Here is a 13,156-nt window from a genome sequence, read left to right as displayed (position 1 = left end):
GTTCGGTCTATTCTTTGCGAACTCCCCTGCAGGCGAACGGCTGATCAAGCGTGGAAAAGCGCTTCAGATCCGTTCATTGCTGGAAGCTGTTCACGCGAAGGTGTCGAGGCCGGCCGTGGCGCGGCGCAAGGTGGATGCCGAAGGCGCTGCAGCCACCGGCTGTGCGGCAGTGTTGTCGGCGCGGCCCGATCCCGGATAGTTCGGCAGGCCCTGCGGGCGCTGCGGGTTCTGCTCGGCGAAGGCGCTGCCGCCGTTCGGCTGGCGGGCTTCCGCGCCGACCGAGGTCTGGCCGAGGTTGATGCCCTGCTCGGCCAGCGTGGTGCGGAGTTGTGGCAGCGCGGCTTCGACGGCCTTGCGCACCGACTCGTGCGCCGAGACGAACATCGCCTGCGCCTGGTTGTCGCCCATCGTCAGCGTGACCTTGAGCGGGCCGAGATTGGCCGGATTCAGGTTGAGCTCGGCCACCTGATGGCCGCTGGCGCTCATGCGGATCATCTGGTGGCCGATGGCCGGACCCCACTCGGTGCTGCCGACCTGCGGCGCGACCGTCAGCGCCGGCGTGGACTGCGCGGGCGCGGCGGCGCGGTCGGCGGCGGGCGCGGCATTGGCCTGCAGGGCCGCCAGGGCCTGGGCATCGGGTGCGGCGGCCGGCCCGATCGATGCGGTGTCGGGCTTCGCGGCCGGTGTGTCGGCCTTCGCGGTTTCGATGGCTGCAGCGGCTTGCGGTGCGACGGCGGACTCGTCCGCGCTCGTCGCCGTGGCGGTGGTATCGGAGGCGGCTTGCGCTTTCACGGCGGCGAATGTTTTGGCATCCAGGGTCCCAGCAGCGGCTGGCGTGGGCGCCGGCACGGCGGCTTTGGCGCTTGCGTCCTTCGAAGCTGTCGCCGCGGCGGCAGCGGCGGTCGCGAGCGGCAGGGCGGCGTCGTCCCGCTGCTCTGCCACCGGCGCCTCGGCATGGGCGTCGTGGTCGGCGCAGTCAGCGCTGTCGGCGGCGCGCGCGGTCTTCGCAGCGGCTCGATCGGCTGCCGTCTGCGGTGCGCCGTCGGCGAGGGCCGATGCCTGTTCCTGCAAGACGCCCGATGCCGCGCCGGCGGCGAGTCCATCGACGGTCGCCCCGGCACCGCCCTTCGACGCCGGCTCGGGCGTCGGCTTGCCCTGCGCGGCCCCAGGCACGACGGGCGCCGGAAGCGGCGCGAGGAGCGCCATGACGTCGTCCGCGCTGAGCTCGCTCTTCTTGTCTGCGGCGCGTGTGGTCTTGCGGCCCGCAAGCGGCTCAGTGCCGGACGCCTCGGCGGTTTGCTGCGCGTCTTGCGCGCTGGCCGCACGCGAGCGCTCGAGCGCGGCGCCGAAGCTGCGGCCTTCGGGCTCTTCGGCATTGCGGCCGCGCGAACCGGAGGCTGCGCCCTGCAGACCCGACAGGTTGAGGGAAGGCGAGATGACGGTGGACATGGGGGCTCCGATGCTTCAGAAAGTCGGGTTGGCGGCACGGTCGAAGAATTTGCGCGTCGCGCGCTCGTCGCTGTCGCGCTGCTCGCGCTTGGCCTGCGCCATCAGTTCCTGACGACGCATGCGCTCGGCGAGCGTGTCGAAGGAATTGAGGCGGCGCTTGTTGTTGCGCCAGTCGTCGCGGCCGTGGTCCAGCCGCGTCAGCGCCTGCGCGACGATGGCGCGCTGCTGCTCGATGGCGCCGTCGAGCGTGGCCAGGAAGGCCTGGTAGTTGCGCAGCTTGGCGGTGGCAAGGCCCTCGCTCATCAGCGCCTGCAGCTGCTGGACGTAGTCCTGCCGGTACTTCATCAGCATCTCGAGTTTCTGGCTGGCGCTGAGCTGCGCGTTCTGCAGCATGCCGAGCCGCTTGGCGGACTCGTCGGTCTGCGTGCGGGCGAGGTCGGACAGCATTTCGAGGGGGAGTCGCTGGGGCATGGTCGTTCCTTCCTGGGTCAGCCGGCTTCGAAGAGCTTGGTCATGCGCGCGATCGACGCCGCGTAGTCGGTGCGCTCCTCCATGGCCTGCTGGAGGAAGGCCTCGATGCGCGGATACATCGCGATCGCCTGGTCGAGCTGCGTGTCGTGCCCGGGGGCGTACGCGCCGACGCTGATGAGGTCCCGGTTGCGCTGGTAGCGCGAGAGCATCTGCTTGAAGCGGCGCACCACGTCGAACTGCGAGGGCGGGATCAGCGCGGTCATCGCGCGGCTGATCGACGCCTCGATGTCGATCGCCGGATAGTGGCCGGCCTCGGCGAGCGAGCGCGACAGCACCACGTGGCCGTCGAGGATCGCGCGCGCCGAATCGGCGATCGGGTCCTGCTGGTCGTCGCCTTCGGAGAGCACGGTGTAGAACGCGGTGATCGATCCGCCGTGTCCGTTGGCATCGCGTGCACCGTTGCCGGCGCGTTCCACCAGCGCCGGCAGCTTCGCGAACACCGAGGGCGGATAGCCCTTGGTGGCGGGCGGCTCACCCACCGCGAGCGCGATTTCGCGCTGCGCCATGGCATAGCGCGTGAGCGAATCCATGATGAGCAGCACGGCCTTGCCCTGGTCGCGGAAATACTCGGCCAGGCAGGTGGCATAGGCCGCGCCCTGCAGGCGCAGCAGCGGCGAGTTGTCGGCGGGCGCGGCGACGACGACCGCGCGCGCCAGGCCTTCCTCGCCGAGCGTGTTCTCGATGAAGTCCTTCACTTCGCGGCCGCGTTCGCCGATCAGGCCGACCACGATCACTTCGGCGCTGGTGTAGCGCGCCATCATGCCGAGCAGCACGCTCTTGCCCACGCCGGAGCCTGCGAACAGGCCCATGCGCTGGCCGCGGCCGACGGTGAGCATGGCGTTGATCGCGCGCACGCCGACGTCGAGGACCGAATCGATCGGCGCGCGCGTGAGCGGGTTCATCGGCGGCGACGACAGCGGCACCTTGCGGCTGATGTCGAGCGGGCCGAGCCCGTCGAGCGGCCGTCCGGCCGCATCGACCACGCGGCCGAGCATGCCTTCGCCGACCGGCAGCCGCTTGGCGTGGCCTTCGCCGGCCAGGGCCGAACCGGCGCTGCCGTGGCGCGGGACCACGCGCGCGCCCGGCAAGAGGCCGGACACTTCGCTCTGCGGCATCAGGAAGAGCTTGTCGCCCGCGAAGCCGACCACTTCGGCTTCGGCATAGCGCTGCGCATGGCCGGGCGGCAGCTCGACGAGGCAGTCACTGCCCACCGGCAGTTGGAGGCCGACGGCTTCGAGCACGAGGCCCACCGCGCGCGTGAGGCGGCCCGACTGCACGCTCATGGGCGCACGGCGCACGTCATGGCGGGCGCGCGCGAGCGTGTCGAGCCAGGATTGCAGATGGCGGTCGGCCGAAGCGGGGGGCGTGGCGATGATCATCGGGTCAGGTCCCCTGCGCGGCGGCATCGCGATGAAGGGCGGCCGTCACGTTCTTCCAGCGCGTTTCCAGGCTGGCATCGAGCTCGCCGCTCGCGGATTGCACGCGGCAGCCGCCGCGCGCCATGGTGTCGTCGGCGCGCACCTGCCAGCCGGCGGATTCCAGCTCGCTGCCGAGGCTGTTCTTCACCAGCGCGACGTCGTCCGGATGCATGACGAGGCGCGGCTCGCCCTGCAAGGCAGGTTCGGCATGGAGCAGGTCCTGCACCAGCGGCAGCACCCATTCGGGTTCGGCGCGCAGGGTACGGTGCACCACCTGGCGCGCGATGTCGAGTGCGAGCCTGAGCAGCGCGTCGGCCACTTCGGCTTCGGCGCGGCGCAGCGCGACGGGCAGGCTGCTCGCCAAGGCGCGCAGCTGTTCGGCGTGCGCGCTGGCGGCCGCGAGTCCGGCCGCGACGCCTTCGGCATGGCCTTCCGTCAGGCCTTGCGCGCGGCCTTTGGCGAGGCCTTCCCTGTGGCCCTCGGCCTCGCCGGCGGCGCGCGCTTCGCGGCGCAGTTGCGCCAATTCGGCGGCATGCAGCAGGGCGGCCGAGGGCGCGACCTCGGCGGGGGCAGCGGCGGCGCGCTGCGAGGCCGATGCGGGCTGCGCTTCGGTGAGCGTGTCCATCTCCCAGCGCTGCCATGCGGACAGCACCGGCTTGCCGAGACGGGAGGGCTGCGCTGCGGGCGCAGGCGCAGGCGCCCTGGGTGCCGAATAGGCCGATGCGAGCAGCGCGCGCGCACCGGGGGCGAAGGCGCGCTTAGACAAAGTCATCGGTGCCAGGCGCTGCGATCACGATCTCGCCGGATTCGGCAAGGCGGCGCGCGACCTGCAGGATCGACTTCTGTTCGGCCTCGACCTGCGACACGCGCACCGGGCCGCGCAGTTCCATGTCTTCGCGCAGCGTCTCGGCGGCGCGCTGAGACATGTTGCTGAGGAACTTGTCGCGCAGTTCCTGCGGTGCGCCCTTGAGCGCGATGATGAGCGAGTCGGCTTCGATGTCCTTGAGCAGGCGCTGGATGCTGCGGTCCTCGAGGCCCACCAGGTTCTCGAAGACGAACATCTCGTCCACGATGCGCTGCGCGAGCGTCTCGTCGACTTCGCGCACGTGGGCGATGGCTTCTTCTTCCTGCGCGCTCGTCATGAGGTTGACGATCTCCGCCGCGGTGCGCACGCCGCCGAGGCGGCTGCGCTTGAGGCCCTGGCCCGACAGCATCTCGGTGAGCACGTCGGTGAGTTCGCTGAGCGCCGACGGCTGCACGCCGCCGAAGGTGGCGATGCGCATGATCACGTCGTGGCGCAGGCGCGTCGGCAGCTTCTCGAGCACTTCCGAGGCCTTCATGCGGTCCAGGTGGATGAGCACCGTCGCGAGGATCTGCGGATGCTCGTCGCGGATGAGCTCGGCCACTTCGCTGGCTTCGAGCTGGTTCAGGCGCTCGATGCCGCTGTACGGCTCTTCGGCCTGCAGGATGTCCTCGAGCAGGTTGCTCGCGCGGTCGTCGCCGAGCGCCTTCTTGAGCACCGCGCGGATGTAGCTGCTCGACCCGAGATGCAGCGCCGAGAGCTGCTCGGTTTCCTGCCGGAACTCTGCGAGCACCGCCGAGAGCTCGTCCTTCGAGACCGCGTTGAGCTTCGCCATCGCGAGGCCCAGCGTCTGCACCTCGGCGGTGGGCAGGTGGTGGAGCGCGGCGGCCGCGCGGTCTTCACCGAGCGCCAGCAGCAGGATGGCGCTCTTGCGGGTTCCGGTTTCACTGATCATTGCTGTTCATCCAGTGTTGGATCAGGGTGGCGACGAGCTTGGGGTCCTGCTCGGCGAGTTGATGGGCGTAGTCCATGTCGGCCTTCTGGCGCGCGGCTTCGCGCACGCGCAGGGCCTCTTCCGGCGGGACCTGCGGCGTGTCGTCCAGCTTCGGCTCGTCGCTGGTGGGCGCTTCGGCCGCGACCGCGGGTTGCGGTGCCGGCGGCGGTGCGAGGTGCCTGCGCAGCAGCGGACGCAGCACCGCGAACCACGCGAGGAGGGCCAGCATCGCGACGAGCAGGTAGCCGCCGAGGGTCTTGGCGAGCTCGATGTTCTGCGGGTCGCGCCACAGCGGCACTTCCGGCGCAGGCGGATCGCGGTCGTCGGCGAAGGCGCTGTTGACCACGTTGAGCGAATCGCCGCGCTCCTGGCTGAAGCCCATCGCTTCCTTGGCAAGGTTGCGGATCTGGTCGATCTCGACCGGCGTCAGCGCGCGCTGCGTGCTCTTGCCGCCTTCGACGGCGTCCTTGTAGTTCACCACCACCGCGACCGACAGGCGCCTGACCGCGCCGGCGCCTTGCTGCACGTGGCGGATCGAGCGGTCGAGCTCGTAGTTGGTCGTCACGTCCTTGCGCGAGCTGCCCGGTGCGGCGGCCGCGGCGGTCGAGACGGCGGTGTTGGCGCCGTTCGCGGCAGCCGCGCCCTGGGCACCGCGGGCGCCCTGTGCGTTCTGCGCGCCGGGCTGGCCGGGTTGGCCAGGCTGCGGCGGATTGGTGATCGGAGCGGTCGGATTCAGCGGCGGCTGGTTCGACAGCGCGCCCGGCACGCCGCCCGGGGGCACCGCGCCACGCTGGTTCGATTCGCTCGACTGCTGGCTGCGGATCGCGGCGCGGGTCGGGTCCGCGTTCGGGCTGTACTTCTCGTCGGTGTGCTCGATGACCGAGAAGTCGATGTCGGCCGCCACCTGCGCGCGCACGTTGTTCGCGCCGACGATCGGCTGCAGGATCGCCTCGATGCGGCGGATGTAGCCCTGCTCGATCTCCTGCGTGTACTTGAGCTGGCTCACGTCCAGCCCGCGCGCATCGCCGTTGGCTGCCGAGAGCAGGTTGCCGCGCTGGTCGACCACGGTCACGCTCTTTGGGTCGAGCTCGGGCACGCTGCTCGCGATCATGTGCGCGATCGCGCTGACGGTGCCTTCGTCGATGCTGCGGCCGCGCTGCAGCGTGAGCACCACCGAGGCGGAAGGCTTCTTCTGCTCGCGCACGAAGAGCGAGGGCTTCGGGATCGCGAGATGCACGCGCGCCGAATCGACGCTGCCGATGGATTCGATCGAGCGCGCGAGCTCGCCTTCGAGCGCGCGCTGGTAGTTGACCTGCTCGGCGAACTGGCTGGTGCCGAACTTCTGGTTGTCCATGAGCTCGAAGCCCACGCCGCCGGCCTTGGGCAGGCCCTGCGCCGCGAGCTTCAGGCGCGCCTCGGGCACCTTGTCGCCGGGGATGAGGATCGCGCCGCCGCCTTCGGCGAACTTGTAGGGCACGTTCATCTGCTGCAGCGACGCGATGATCGCGCCGCCGTCGCGGTCCGACACGTTGGTGTAGAGCACCTTGTACTCGGGCCCGTGGTTCCACAACGTGAAGGCGGCGGCCGCCGCGACCAGCGCGGCGCCGGCGACGATCATGGGCAGCCTGGGCTGGGCACGCAGTCGCTCTAGGAACGGCGGAAGCGAGGAGGCCGCCATGGGCGCCGCGTTCGCCGGCGTTGCCGCAGCGGTCATCGGGAAATCTCCATGCTTCGCACTGCGGTGCGAGCGCCTTCGGTTGGCCGGGCGGCGCTCATGCGCGGATCCTCGTCATGGCAGTCGCGCAGTCGCGGTCCGTCGTCATGTGGATGCTTGAAGTTTGTCGTTCAGATTTCATGCCGGAGGCCGATGACAAGGTCAGCGGACTTTTCGTTTCGCGATCGATTGTCTGGAGACGGTCGGAAATCGATGGGCCGAACAACGGGGGTTTTTGCCGTTTGTTGGCGGCTTGAATGCGGGTCTTCCCTTGTTACGCTGAAGGGACGACGCAACGCCTGCGCGCTTCCTTGGCAACCGCCAAGCACGAACCAAGAAAGAACCCGAATGTCGATCTCCGCCATCGAATCCGTCCTGCAGCAGATGCGGGCCACCGCCGTGCAGGCGGGCTTCGCACCCACGTCCGCCGCGCCCCGCACCGCCGTTGAATCGGGCGGCTTCGCAGCCGAGCTCAGGCGCTCGCTGGACAACATCAGCGGCGCGCAGAACCGCGCCTACGGCCAGGCCGAGGCCTTCGAACTCGGCAAGCCGGGTGTCGCGCTCAACGACGTGATGGTCGATCTGCAGAAGGCGAACGTCGCGTTCCAGACCGGCCTGCAGGTGCGCAACCGGCTGGTCGCCGCCTATCAGGAAGTGATGGCCATGCAAGCCTGACGCGCGCCCCGAGTCACGGGGCGTACTTTTTTTGAAGGCCGCCCTAAAGGATTGAAAGCCCCTGTCGATAACTCACTCAACGATGGAATTCGAAACCCCGCAAAGGGCAAGAGCCAGCGTTAAGGACCAGAGCTTTCAACCCTTTCTTCTTACTAGGAGTCGAACATGGCGTCAGTCATCAACACCAACAGCCTCTCCCTGCTCACGCAGAACAACCTGAGCAAGTCGCAATCGTCCCTGAACACGGCGATCCAGCGCCTGTCGTCCGGTCTGCGCATCAACAGCGCCAAGGACGACGCCGCCGGCCAGGCCATTGCCAACCGCTTCACGGCGAACATCAACGGCCTGACGCAAGCCCAGCGCAATGCCAACGACGGCATCTCGCTCGCGCAGACGACGGAAGGCGCGCTGACCGAGGTCAACAACAATCTGCAGCGCGTGCGCGAACTGACGGTGCAGGCTGCCAACGGCTCCAACTCGGCTTCCGACCTGAAGTCGATCCAGGACGAAATCACGCAGCGTCTGGCCGAAATCGACCGTACCTCGGCCCAGACCGACTTCAACGGCGTGAAGGTTCTCTCGGCTTCCGCCAAGCCGCTGACCGTGCAGGTCGGCGCCAATGACGGCGAGACCATCAGCATCAACCTGCAGGAAATCGACTCGAAGACGCTCGGCATGCAGGGCTTCAACGTGTCCGGCCCGGTCGCTACCGCGTCGCTCGCGTTCAACGGCACGACCGCCTCCGCTGCCGGCGATGCGCCGACTGCGGCCCAACTGCAGGCCGCCTACGGCAGCACCACGGCCGTCACGACCACGACCGTTGCCGAAAAGACGACCGACACCCTGTCGACGGCCCTCGGCCTGGCCGCCGGTGGCGCTACCCTCACGGGCAATGCCGTGACCGACAAGAACGGCAACATGTTCGCCGAGGTCAAGATCACGCCCGCATCGGCTGGCGAAGCGGCTTCCCTGGTGAATCAGGGCTTCACCGGTGCCACCAGCGGCACCTCGATGTACCGCTACGTCGCGCTCGATCCGGCATCGGCCGACACGACGACCACGGCGGGCACCGCGGCCTTCACGGTCGATACGTCCAAGATCACGGCCAGCAGCCTGCAAACCGGCACCACCGCCAGCCCGCTGGCCGCCATCGACGCTGCGCTGAAGAAGGTCGACGATCTGCGCAGCTCGCTGGGTGCGGTGCAGAACCGTTTCGATTCGGTGATCTCGAACCTCGGTACCTCGATCACCAACCTGTCTTCGTCGCGCTCGCGGATCCAGGACGCTGACTACGCGACCGAAGTGTCGAACATGACCCGCGCCCAGATCCTGCAGCAAGCGGGTACCTCGGTGCTGGCGCAGGCCAACCAGACGACGCAGGGCGTGCTCAAGCTGCTGCAGTAATCCGGGCGGCTCGCAGGCGTCCTTTCCGTTCGGGGAGGGCGTCGGCCAGGTGCAGGCATTCGCATGCGAATCCGTGCGGCCTGCGCTGTCCCCTGCGGCCAGGCGTCGCCAGGCCGCAGAGGACAGCGAGATCGTGTTCGTGGGCCGCGAGGCTCGAGAGTAGACAACAGACCAACAACACCATGACCATCAGCAGCCTCGGCGTCGGATCGAATCTCGATCTCTCCACCCTGCTCACGCAGCTCCAGACGGCAGAGAGCCAGCCGCTGGTCGACCTGCAATCCAAGCAGACCGGCTACACCACCAAGCTGACGGCCTACGGAAAGTTGTCGAGCGTGCTGAGCGGGTTCGAGTCGGCTGCCGCGGCGCTGGGATCGCCTTCGCTGTTCCAGAGCGTGAAGGCCGCATCGAGCAACACGGGCGTTCTGACCGCCACGGGGGACAGCACCGCCGTGGCCGGCAGCTATTCGATCAACGTCACCCAGCTGGCACAGTCCCAGTCCCTGGTCTCGGCGGGGCAGGCGAGTGCGACGACGGCCATCGGCAATGGCACGATCACCATCGATTTCGGGACCGTTTCGGGCGGCACGCTCGACGCGACGACCGGAAAGTACGCCGGTGCCACCTTCACGAAGGACGCCACGCGCACTGCGGTCCCGATCACCATCGACGCAAGCAACAACACGCTCCAGGGGATCCGCGACGCCATCAATGCCGCCAACGCGGGCGTGACGGCCACTGTCGTGAGCGATGGCAGCGCGGCGCCGGAACGCCTGGTCCTGTCCTCCACGCAAACCGGCGCGGCATCGAGCATGAAGATCTCCGTGGCGGGCGATGCGGCGCTCCAGAACCTGCTCGCCAACGATCCCGAAGCCACCCAGAACCTGACGCAGACGGTGAGTGGCCAGGATGCGAAACTGACCGTGAACGGCATCGCCGTGTCGAGCGCCAGGAACACGGTGAAGGAGGCGATCCAGGGCACGACGCTGAACCTGGTGTCGCTCGGCACCAGCAGCGTCAACCTTTCCAATGACACCACGTCGGTGTCGTCGGCGATCTCCGCCTTCGTCCAGGCCTACAACAACCTGCAGTCGACCGCCACGTCGCTTACCGCCTACAACGCGACCACGAAGACGGGCGCCGCGTTGATGGGCGATGCGACGCTGCGCAATATCCAGACGAAGATTCGCCAGGCACTCGTGGCGCCGCAGGACGGCGGTTCGAACGACATGAAGGTGCTGTCGGAGGTCGGCATTTCCTTCCAGAAGGACGGCACGCTGGCGCTCGATTCCGACAAGCTGAACAAGGCGCTCTCGACGAATCTGGCCGGCGTGTCGAAGCTCTTCGCCAGCGCGGATGGCAGCACGGCCGGATATGGCAAGCAATTGAGCTCGCTCGTGAGCGGCATGACCGCGGACGGCGGCGCGCTGCAGGTCGCCACGGACGGCGTCAACGCGACGCTCAAGCAGCTCGACACCGAATACACCGCGATGTCGGCGCGCGTGGACGACACGGTGGCGCGCTACCGCACGCAGTTCCAGCAGCTCGACGTGCTGATGAGCACCATGAACAGCACCATGAGCTATCTCACGCAGCAGTTCAATGCGATGAACGGAACCACCACCAGCAGCAGCAAGAGCAGCTAAACCGGCCGATCGGAGCACTGCATGTACACGCCTCACACTTTCAGGACCGGCGCCGGCGCGTATGCCCGCATCGGCATCGAGACGAGCGCGATGAGCGCCTCGCCTCATCAGCTGATCTCCATGTTGTTCGAAGGGGCCAAGGCGGCCATCGGCATGGCAAGGCATCACATGGCTTGCGGCGAGATCGTCGCCAAGGGCAACGCGATCTCGAAAGCCATCGACATCGTGGCCAGCGGCCTGAAGGCCGCGCTCGACGCCGATGCGGCCGGATCGGCCGGCGAGGAACTGGTGAACAACCTGTCGGCCTTGTACGACTACATCGTCCAGAAGCTCTTCCAGGCGAACCTGCGCAACGACGCCGGGGCGCTGGACGAAGCCGAGGAACTTCTCGAATCCATCGGGTCGGCCTGGCGCGAGATCGACGCCGCGCCTGCCCGCGCCTGAACCGGCAATGCACAAGACGAGGGACAACATGGCAGTCACGAGTGAAGTCGTCCATTGCTACAGCGAGCTCGCGATGCGCGTGTCGCTGATGGCTGAACTGGCGCGCGGGAAGGAATGGAGTCGGCTACCGGAGCTCGAGGCGCAGTGCTCGGCGCTTGTCGACAGGCTCAAGGTGCTGCAGCCGCTGGAAGCGCTCGATCCGGCGCAGTACGACGAGGTGCGGCGGCTGATCGCGCGCATCCGCATGGACCAGGACGAGGTGTGCGGCCTGGTGAAGCCGCAGATCGAGCAGTTGATCGCGCGCATGAGCTCGCTGCATCAGCAGCAGACGCTGGGCAAGGCCTACCGCTTCTCGCACTGAACAGGCACTGACTGCGCGCCATGACAGGTTTGACCGGGTTGATCGACACGCTGCTCGCCGCGAAGACTTCGCCGCGCGTGGACGTGCTCGCGATCAGGAACGAGGCCGAGATCGGTCCGCCCGGGCCGGTGCTGCAGGTGGGGCGCGTCGCGAACGACGTGCGGCTGCCCTCCAACGCGGCACTCGAGAGACTGGTGCCCGGCGCCCTCGGCGACGCGGCGTACCGCGACGGCTCGCCGACGCGCGCCGCCAAGGCCGAGCTGTCGGCGGCGGCGCGACTCATCAGCGCGGTGCTGGCGGATGCCCATGGCGATGCGGGCCCGGTGCGCGGCGCCGCGCCCGCCTGGGCTTCGGCGAAGGCGCCGGATGCGGGTGTGCTTGCCGGCATGCTGTCGCAGAACGTCAGGGCGAGCGGACTCTTCTACGAATCGCACCTCGTGGAACTCGCGGCGGGAAGCCGCACGCTGGCGCAGATGGCCGAGGAGCCGCAGGCGCGCTGGTCGGGTCCGGGGCTCGCGGCGGCATTGGCTGCACAGGCGCAGCCCGCCCTGCCGACCGTGGCTGGGCCTTCGTCGCAGGCCGCCGAAGCCGCGCAGCAGGCGGTTGCCCAAGGCCTCGCACCGGTGGTCGACGAACTCGCATCGAACACCGGGAAACCCGTGGAAGCAGCGGGGCAGGGCGGTACTGCCGAGGTCCAAGAGGCAAAGCCCTCGGCAGCACAGGCGCCTTCCGGTGATGCGCCGCTTGCCGCCGATCGCGAAGCCCATCCGGAGGCCGCGCGTGTCGAGGCGGCCTACCGTTGGGCCGAAGCGCCCGCGGCGATGCCCGAGGCCGTGACCGAGCGTGCCGTTGTTGCAGAAGGCAGCGCGGTTCGCCATCCAGGTCATGCCGCGACGACCGGGCTCATGCCGGTTGCAACCGGGATGATCCATCCGCAGTCCGTCACGCTGGTGCACCAGCAGCTCGATCTGCTCGCCACGTCGGTCTTCCGGTGGAACGGCGAGGCGTGGCCCGGCGTGCCGATGCAATGGTCGATCGAGCAGGAGAGCGACGAACGCGAATCTCATGCCGGCGGCGAAGAAGCCGCTCGACCCTGGTCCACCACGGTGTCGATGCATCTGCCGCGCCTCGGCGTGGTCGATGTGCGGCTCAGCCTCGCCGGTTCGGGCGTGCATGCGCGCCTCAGTGCCGCCGAAGCGTCCACGGTGGCACGCCTGCGGGCGGACGGCGGGGCGCTGGCCCGGCGCTTCGACGCGATCGGCCTGTCGCTGCAGGACTTCCAGGTTTCGGGGATGAATCCGTCATGACCGCCGGTGCGAACGAACGTCAGGGCGCGGTGGCGCTGTCGCATGCCGACACCGCGAAGGCGCCCGTGGTCGTGGCGAAGGGCTATGGCGTGGTGGCCGAATCGATCATGCGCGAGGCGAAGGCGAACGGCCTCTACGTGCACGAGTCCGCGGACCTGGTCCGGCTGCTCATGCAGGTGAACCTCGATGCGCAGATCCCGCCGCAGCTTTATCGCGCGGTGGCCGAGCTGATGGCGTGGATCCACGGTCTCGAAAGTGACACGGATGCGATTCCGGGGCGAATGGCATGAATTATTTCACACGAGAAATTCGAATTGATACTTTTTGTTTCGTATTAATTGGATTTCATGAAAGAAGCGAACAATTGATCCTGAATCTCCCGTTTCATTGACGAGTTTAATACTTTTTCAT

Annotated in this window: 13 protein-coding genes; 7 read left to right on the top strand and 6 right to left on the bottom strand. The window is 68.2% G+C overall.

The annotated features are described in order from the left end of the window. Positions 1 to 90: 90 nt before the first annotated feature. The 6 genes from VAR608DRAFT_RS32655 to fliF are packed head-to-tail and all read right to left on the bottom strand — an operon-like array spanning position 91 to position 6,908. Positions 91 to 1,449 (bottom strand): flagellar hook-length control protein FliK, encoded by a 1,359-nt coding sequence (locus VAR608DRAFT_RS32655; protein WP_088957843.1) that lies wholly within the window; start codon positions 1,447 to 1,449, stop codon positions 91 to 93. Positions 1,450 to 1,464: 15 nt separating this feature from the next. Continuing rightward, positions 1,465 to 1,920 (bottom strand): flagellar export protein FliJ, encoded by a 456-nt coding sequence (gene fliJ, locus VAR608DRAFT_RS32650; protein ID WP_088957842.1) that lies wholly within the window; start codon positions 1,918 to 1,920, stop codon positions 1,465 to 1,467. A 17-nt stretch (positions 1,921 to 1,937) separates the two neighbouring features. After that, entirely contained in the window at positions 1,938 to 3,359 is a 1,422-nt protein-coding gene (gene fliI / locus VAR608DRAFT_RS32645; protein WP_088959101.1) for a flagellar protein export ATPase FliI, read from the bottom strand. A 4-nt stretch (positions 3,360 to 3,363) separates the two neighbouring features. Beyond that, positions 3,364 to 4,170: a flagellar assembly protein FliH gene (gene fliH / locus VAR608DRAFT_RS32640; RefSeq protein ID WP_231973042.1), complete on the bottom strand. Its 807-nt coding sequence runs from the start codon at positions 4,168 to 4,170 to the stop codon at positions 3,364 to 3,366. Then, positions 4,157 to 5,155, bottom strand: a complete 999-nt coding sequence (fliG, locus tag VAR608DRAFT_RS32635) for a flagellar motor switch protein FliG (RefSeq protein ID WP_172843933.1) — start codon at positions 5,153 to 5,155, stop codon at positions 4,157 to 4,159. Before fliG ends, fliH begins: the two co-directional genes overlap by 14 nt. Then, positions 5,145 to 6,908 carry a flagellar basal-body MS-ring/collar protein FliF gene (gene fliF / locus VAR608DRAFT_RS32630; protein WP_088957840.1) on the bottom strand — a complete coding sequence of 588 codons (1,764 nt, stop codon included), beginning with the start codon at positions 6,906 to 6,908 and terminating at the stop codon, positions 5,145 to 5,147. The genes fliG and fliF overlap by 11 nt, the downstream gene beginning before the upstream one ends. Positions 6,909 to 7,256: 348 nt before the next feature. Here fliF and fliE point away from each other — a divergent pair, with 348 nt between their 5' ends. The 7 genes from fliE to VAR608DRAFT_RS32595 all read left to right on the top strand — a co-directional run bounded on the left by fliE (position 7,257) and on the right by VAR608DRAFT_RS32595 (position 13,035). Continuing rightward, positions 7,257 to 7,583 (top strand): flagellar hook-basal body complex protein FliE, encoded by a 327-nt coding sequence (fliE, locus tag VAR608DRAFT_RS32625; RefSeq protein WP_088957839.1) that lies wholly within the window; start codon positions 7,257 to 7,259, stop codon positions 7,581 to 7,583. A gap of 165 nt (positions 7,584 to 7,748) precedes the next feature. Then, positions 7,749 to 8,987 (top strand): FliC/FljB family flagellin, encoded by a 1,239-nt coding sequence (locus VAR608DRAFT_RS32620; RefSeq protein ID WP_088957838.1) that lies wholly within the window; start codon positions 7,749 to 7,751, stop codon positions 8,985 to 8,987. A gap of 182 nt (positions 8,988 to 9,169) precedes the next feature. Further along, positions 9,170 to 10,633, top strand: coding sequence for a flagellar filament capping protein FliD (fliD, locus tag VAR608DRAFT_RS32615; protein ID WP_088957837.1), 1,464 nt, complete (start codon positions 9,170 to 9,172; stop codon positions 10,631 to 10,633). 21 nt (positions 10,634 to 10,654) lie between these two features. Then, complete coding sequence (gene fliS, locus VAR608DRAFT_RS32610; RefSeq protein WP_088957836.1) at positions 10,655 to 11,077, top strand: flagellar export chaperone FliS; 423 nt, start codon at positions 10,655 to 10,657, stop codon at positions 11,075 to 11,077. 28 nt (positions 11,078 to 11,105) lie between these two features. Then, complete coding sequence (locus VAR608DRAFT_RS32605) at positions 11,106 to 11,438, top strand: flagellar protein FliT (protein WP_231973041.1); 333 nt, start codon at positions 11,106 to 11,108, stop codon at positions 11,436 to 11,438. A gap of 20 nt (positions 11,439 to 11,458) precedes the next feature. Beyond that, positions 11,459 to 12,745 (top strand): flagellar hook-length control protein FliK, encoded by a 1,287-nt coding sequence (gene fliK, locus VAR608DRAFT_RS32600; protein WP_088957835.1) that lies wholly within the window; start codon positions 11,459 to 11,461, stop codon positions 12,743 to 12,745. Next, positions 12,742 to 13,035, top strand: coding sequence for an EscU/YscU/HrcU family type III secretion system export apparatus switch protein (locus VAR608DRAFT_RS32595; protein ID WP_088957834.1), 294 nt, complete (start codon positions 12,742 to 12,744; stop codon positions 13,033 to 13,035). Before fliK ends, VAR608DRAFT_RS32595 begins: the two co-directional genes overlap by 4 nt. Positions 13,036 to 13,156 lie beyond the last annotated feature (121 nt).

The organism is Variovorax sp. HW608, from assembly GCF_900090195.1.
Taxonomy (GTDB): Bacteria; Pseudomonadota; Gammaproteobacteria; order Burkholderiales; family Burkholderiaceae_C; genus Variovorax.
This window is presented reverse-complemented; position numbering and strand designations above follow the sequence as displayed.

What these genes read in the sequence shown, in the direction of transcription:
- fliJ (WP_088957842.1), bottom strand. Translation starts at nt 1,920, where the DNA reads ATGCCCCAGCGACTCCCCCTCGAAATGCTGTCCGACCTCGCCCGCACG.
- VAR608DRAFT_RS32605 (WP_231973041.1), top strand. Translation starts at nt 11,106, where the DNA reads ATGGCAGTCACGAGTGAAGTCGTCCATTGCTACAGCGAGCTCGCGATG.
- VAR608DRAFT_RS32655 (WP_088957843.1), bottom strand. Translation starts at nt 1,449, where the DNA reads ATGTCCACCGTCATCTCGCCTTCCCTCAACCTGTCGGGTCTGCAGGGC.
- VAR608DRAFT_RS32620 (WP_088957838.1), top strand. Translation starts at nt 7,749, where the DNA reads ATGGCGTCAGTCATCAACACCAACAGCCTCTCCCTGCTCACGCAGAAC.
- VAR608DRAFT_RS32595 (WP_088957834.1), top strand. Translation starts at nt 12,742, where the DNA reads ATGACCGCCGGTGCGAACGAACGTCAGGGCGCGGTGGCGCTGTCGCAT.
- fliE (WP_088957839.1), top strand. Translation starts at nt 7,257, where the DNA reads ATGTCGATCTCCGCCATCGAATCCGTCCTGCAGCAGATGCGGGCCACC.
- fliI (WP_088959101.1), bottom strand. Translation starts at nt 3,359, where the DNA reads ATGATCATCGCCACGCCCCCCGCTTCGGCCGACCGCCATCTGCAATCC.
- fliD (WP_088957837.1), top strand. Translation starts at nt 9,170, where the DNA reads ATGACCATCAGCAGCCTCGGCGTCGGATCGAATCTCGATCTCTCCACC.
- fliH (WP_231973042.1), bottom strand. Translation starts at nt 4,170, where the DNA reads ATGACTTTGTCTAAGCGCGCCTTCGCCCCCGGTGCGCGCGCGCTGCTC.
- fliF (WP_088957840.1), bottom strand. Translation starts at nt 6,908, where the DNA reads ATGACCGCTGCGGCAACGCCGGCGAACGCGGCGCCCATGGCGGCCTCC.
- fliG (WP_172843933.1), bottom strand. Translation starts at nt 5,155, where the DNA reads ATGATCAGTGAAACCGGAACCCGCAAGAGCGCCATCCTGCTGCTGGCG.
- fliK (WP_088957835.1), top strand. Translation starts at nt 11,459, where the DNA reads ATGACAGGTTTGACCGGGTTGATCGACACGCTGCTCGCCGCGAAGACT.
- fliS (WP_088957836.1), top strand. Translation starts at nt 10,655, where the DNA reads ATGTACACGCCTCACACTTTCAGGACCGGCGCCGGCGCGTATGCCCGC.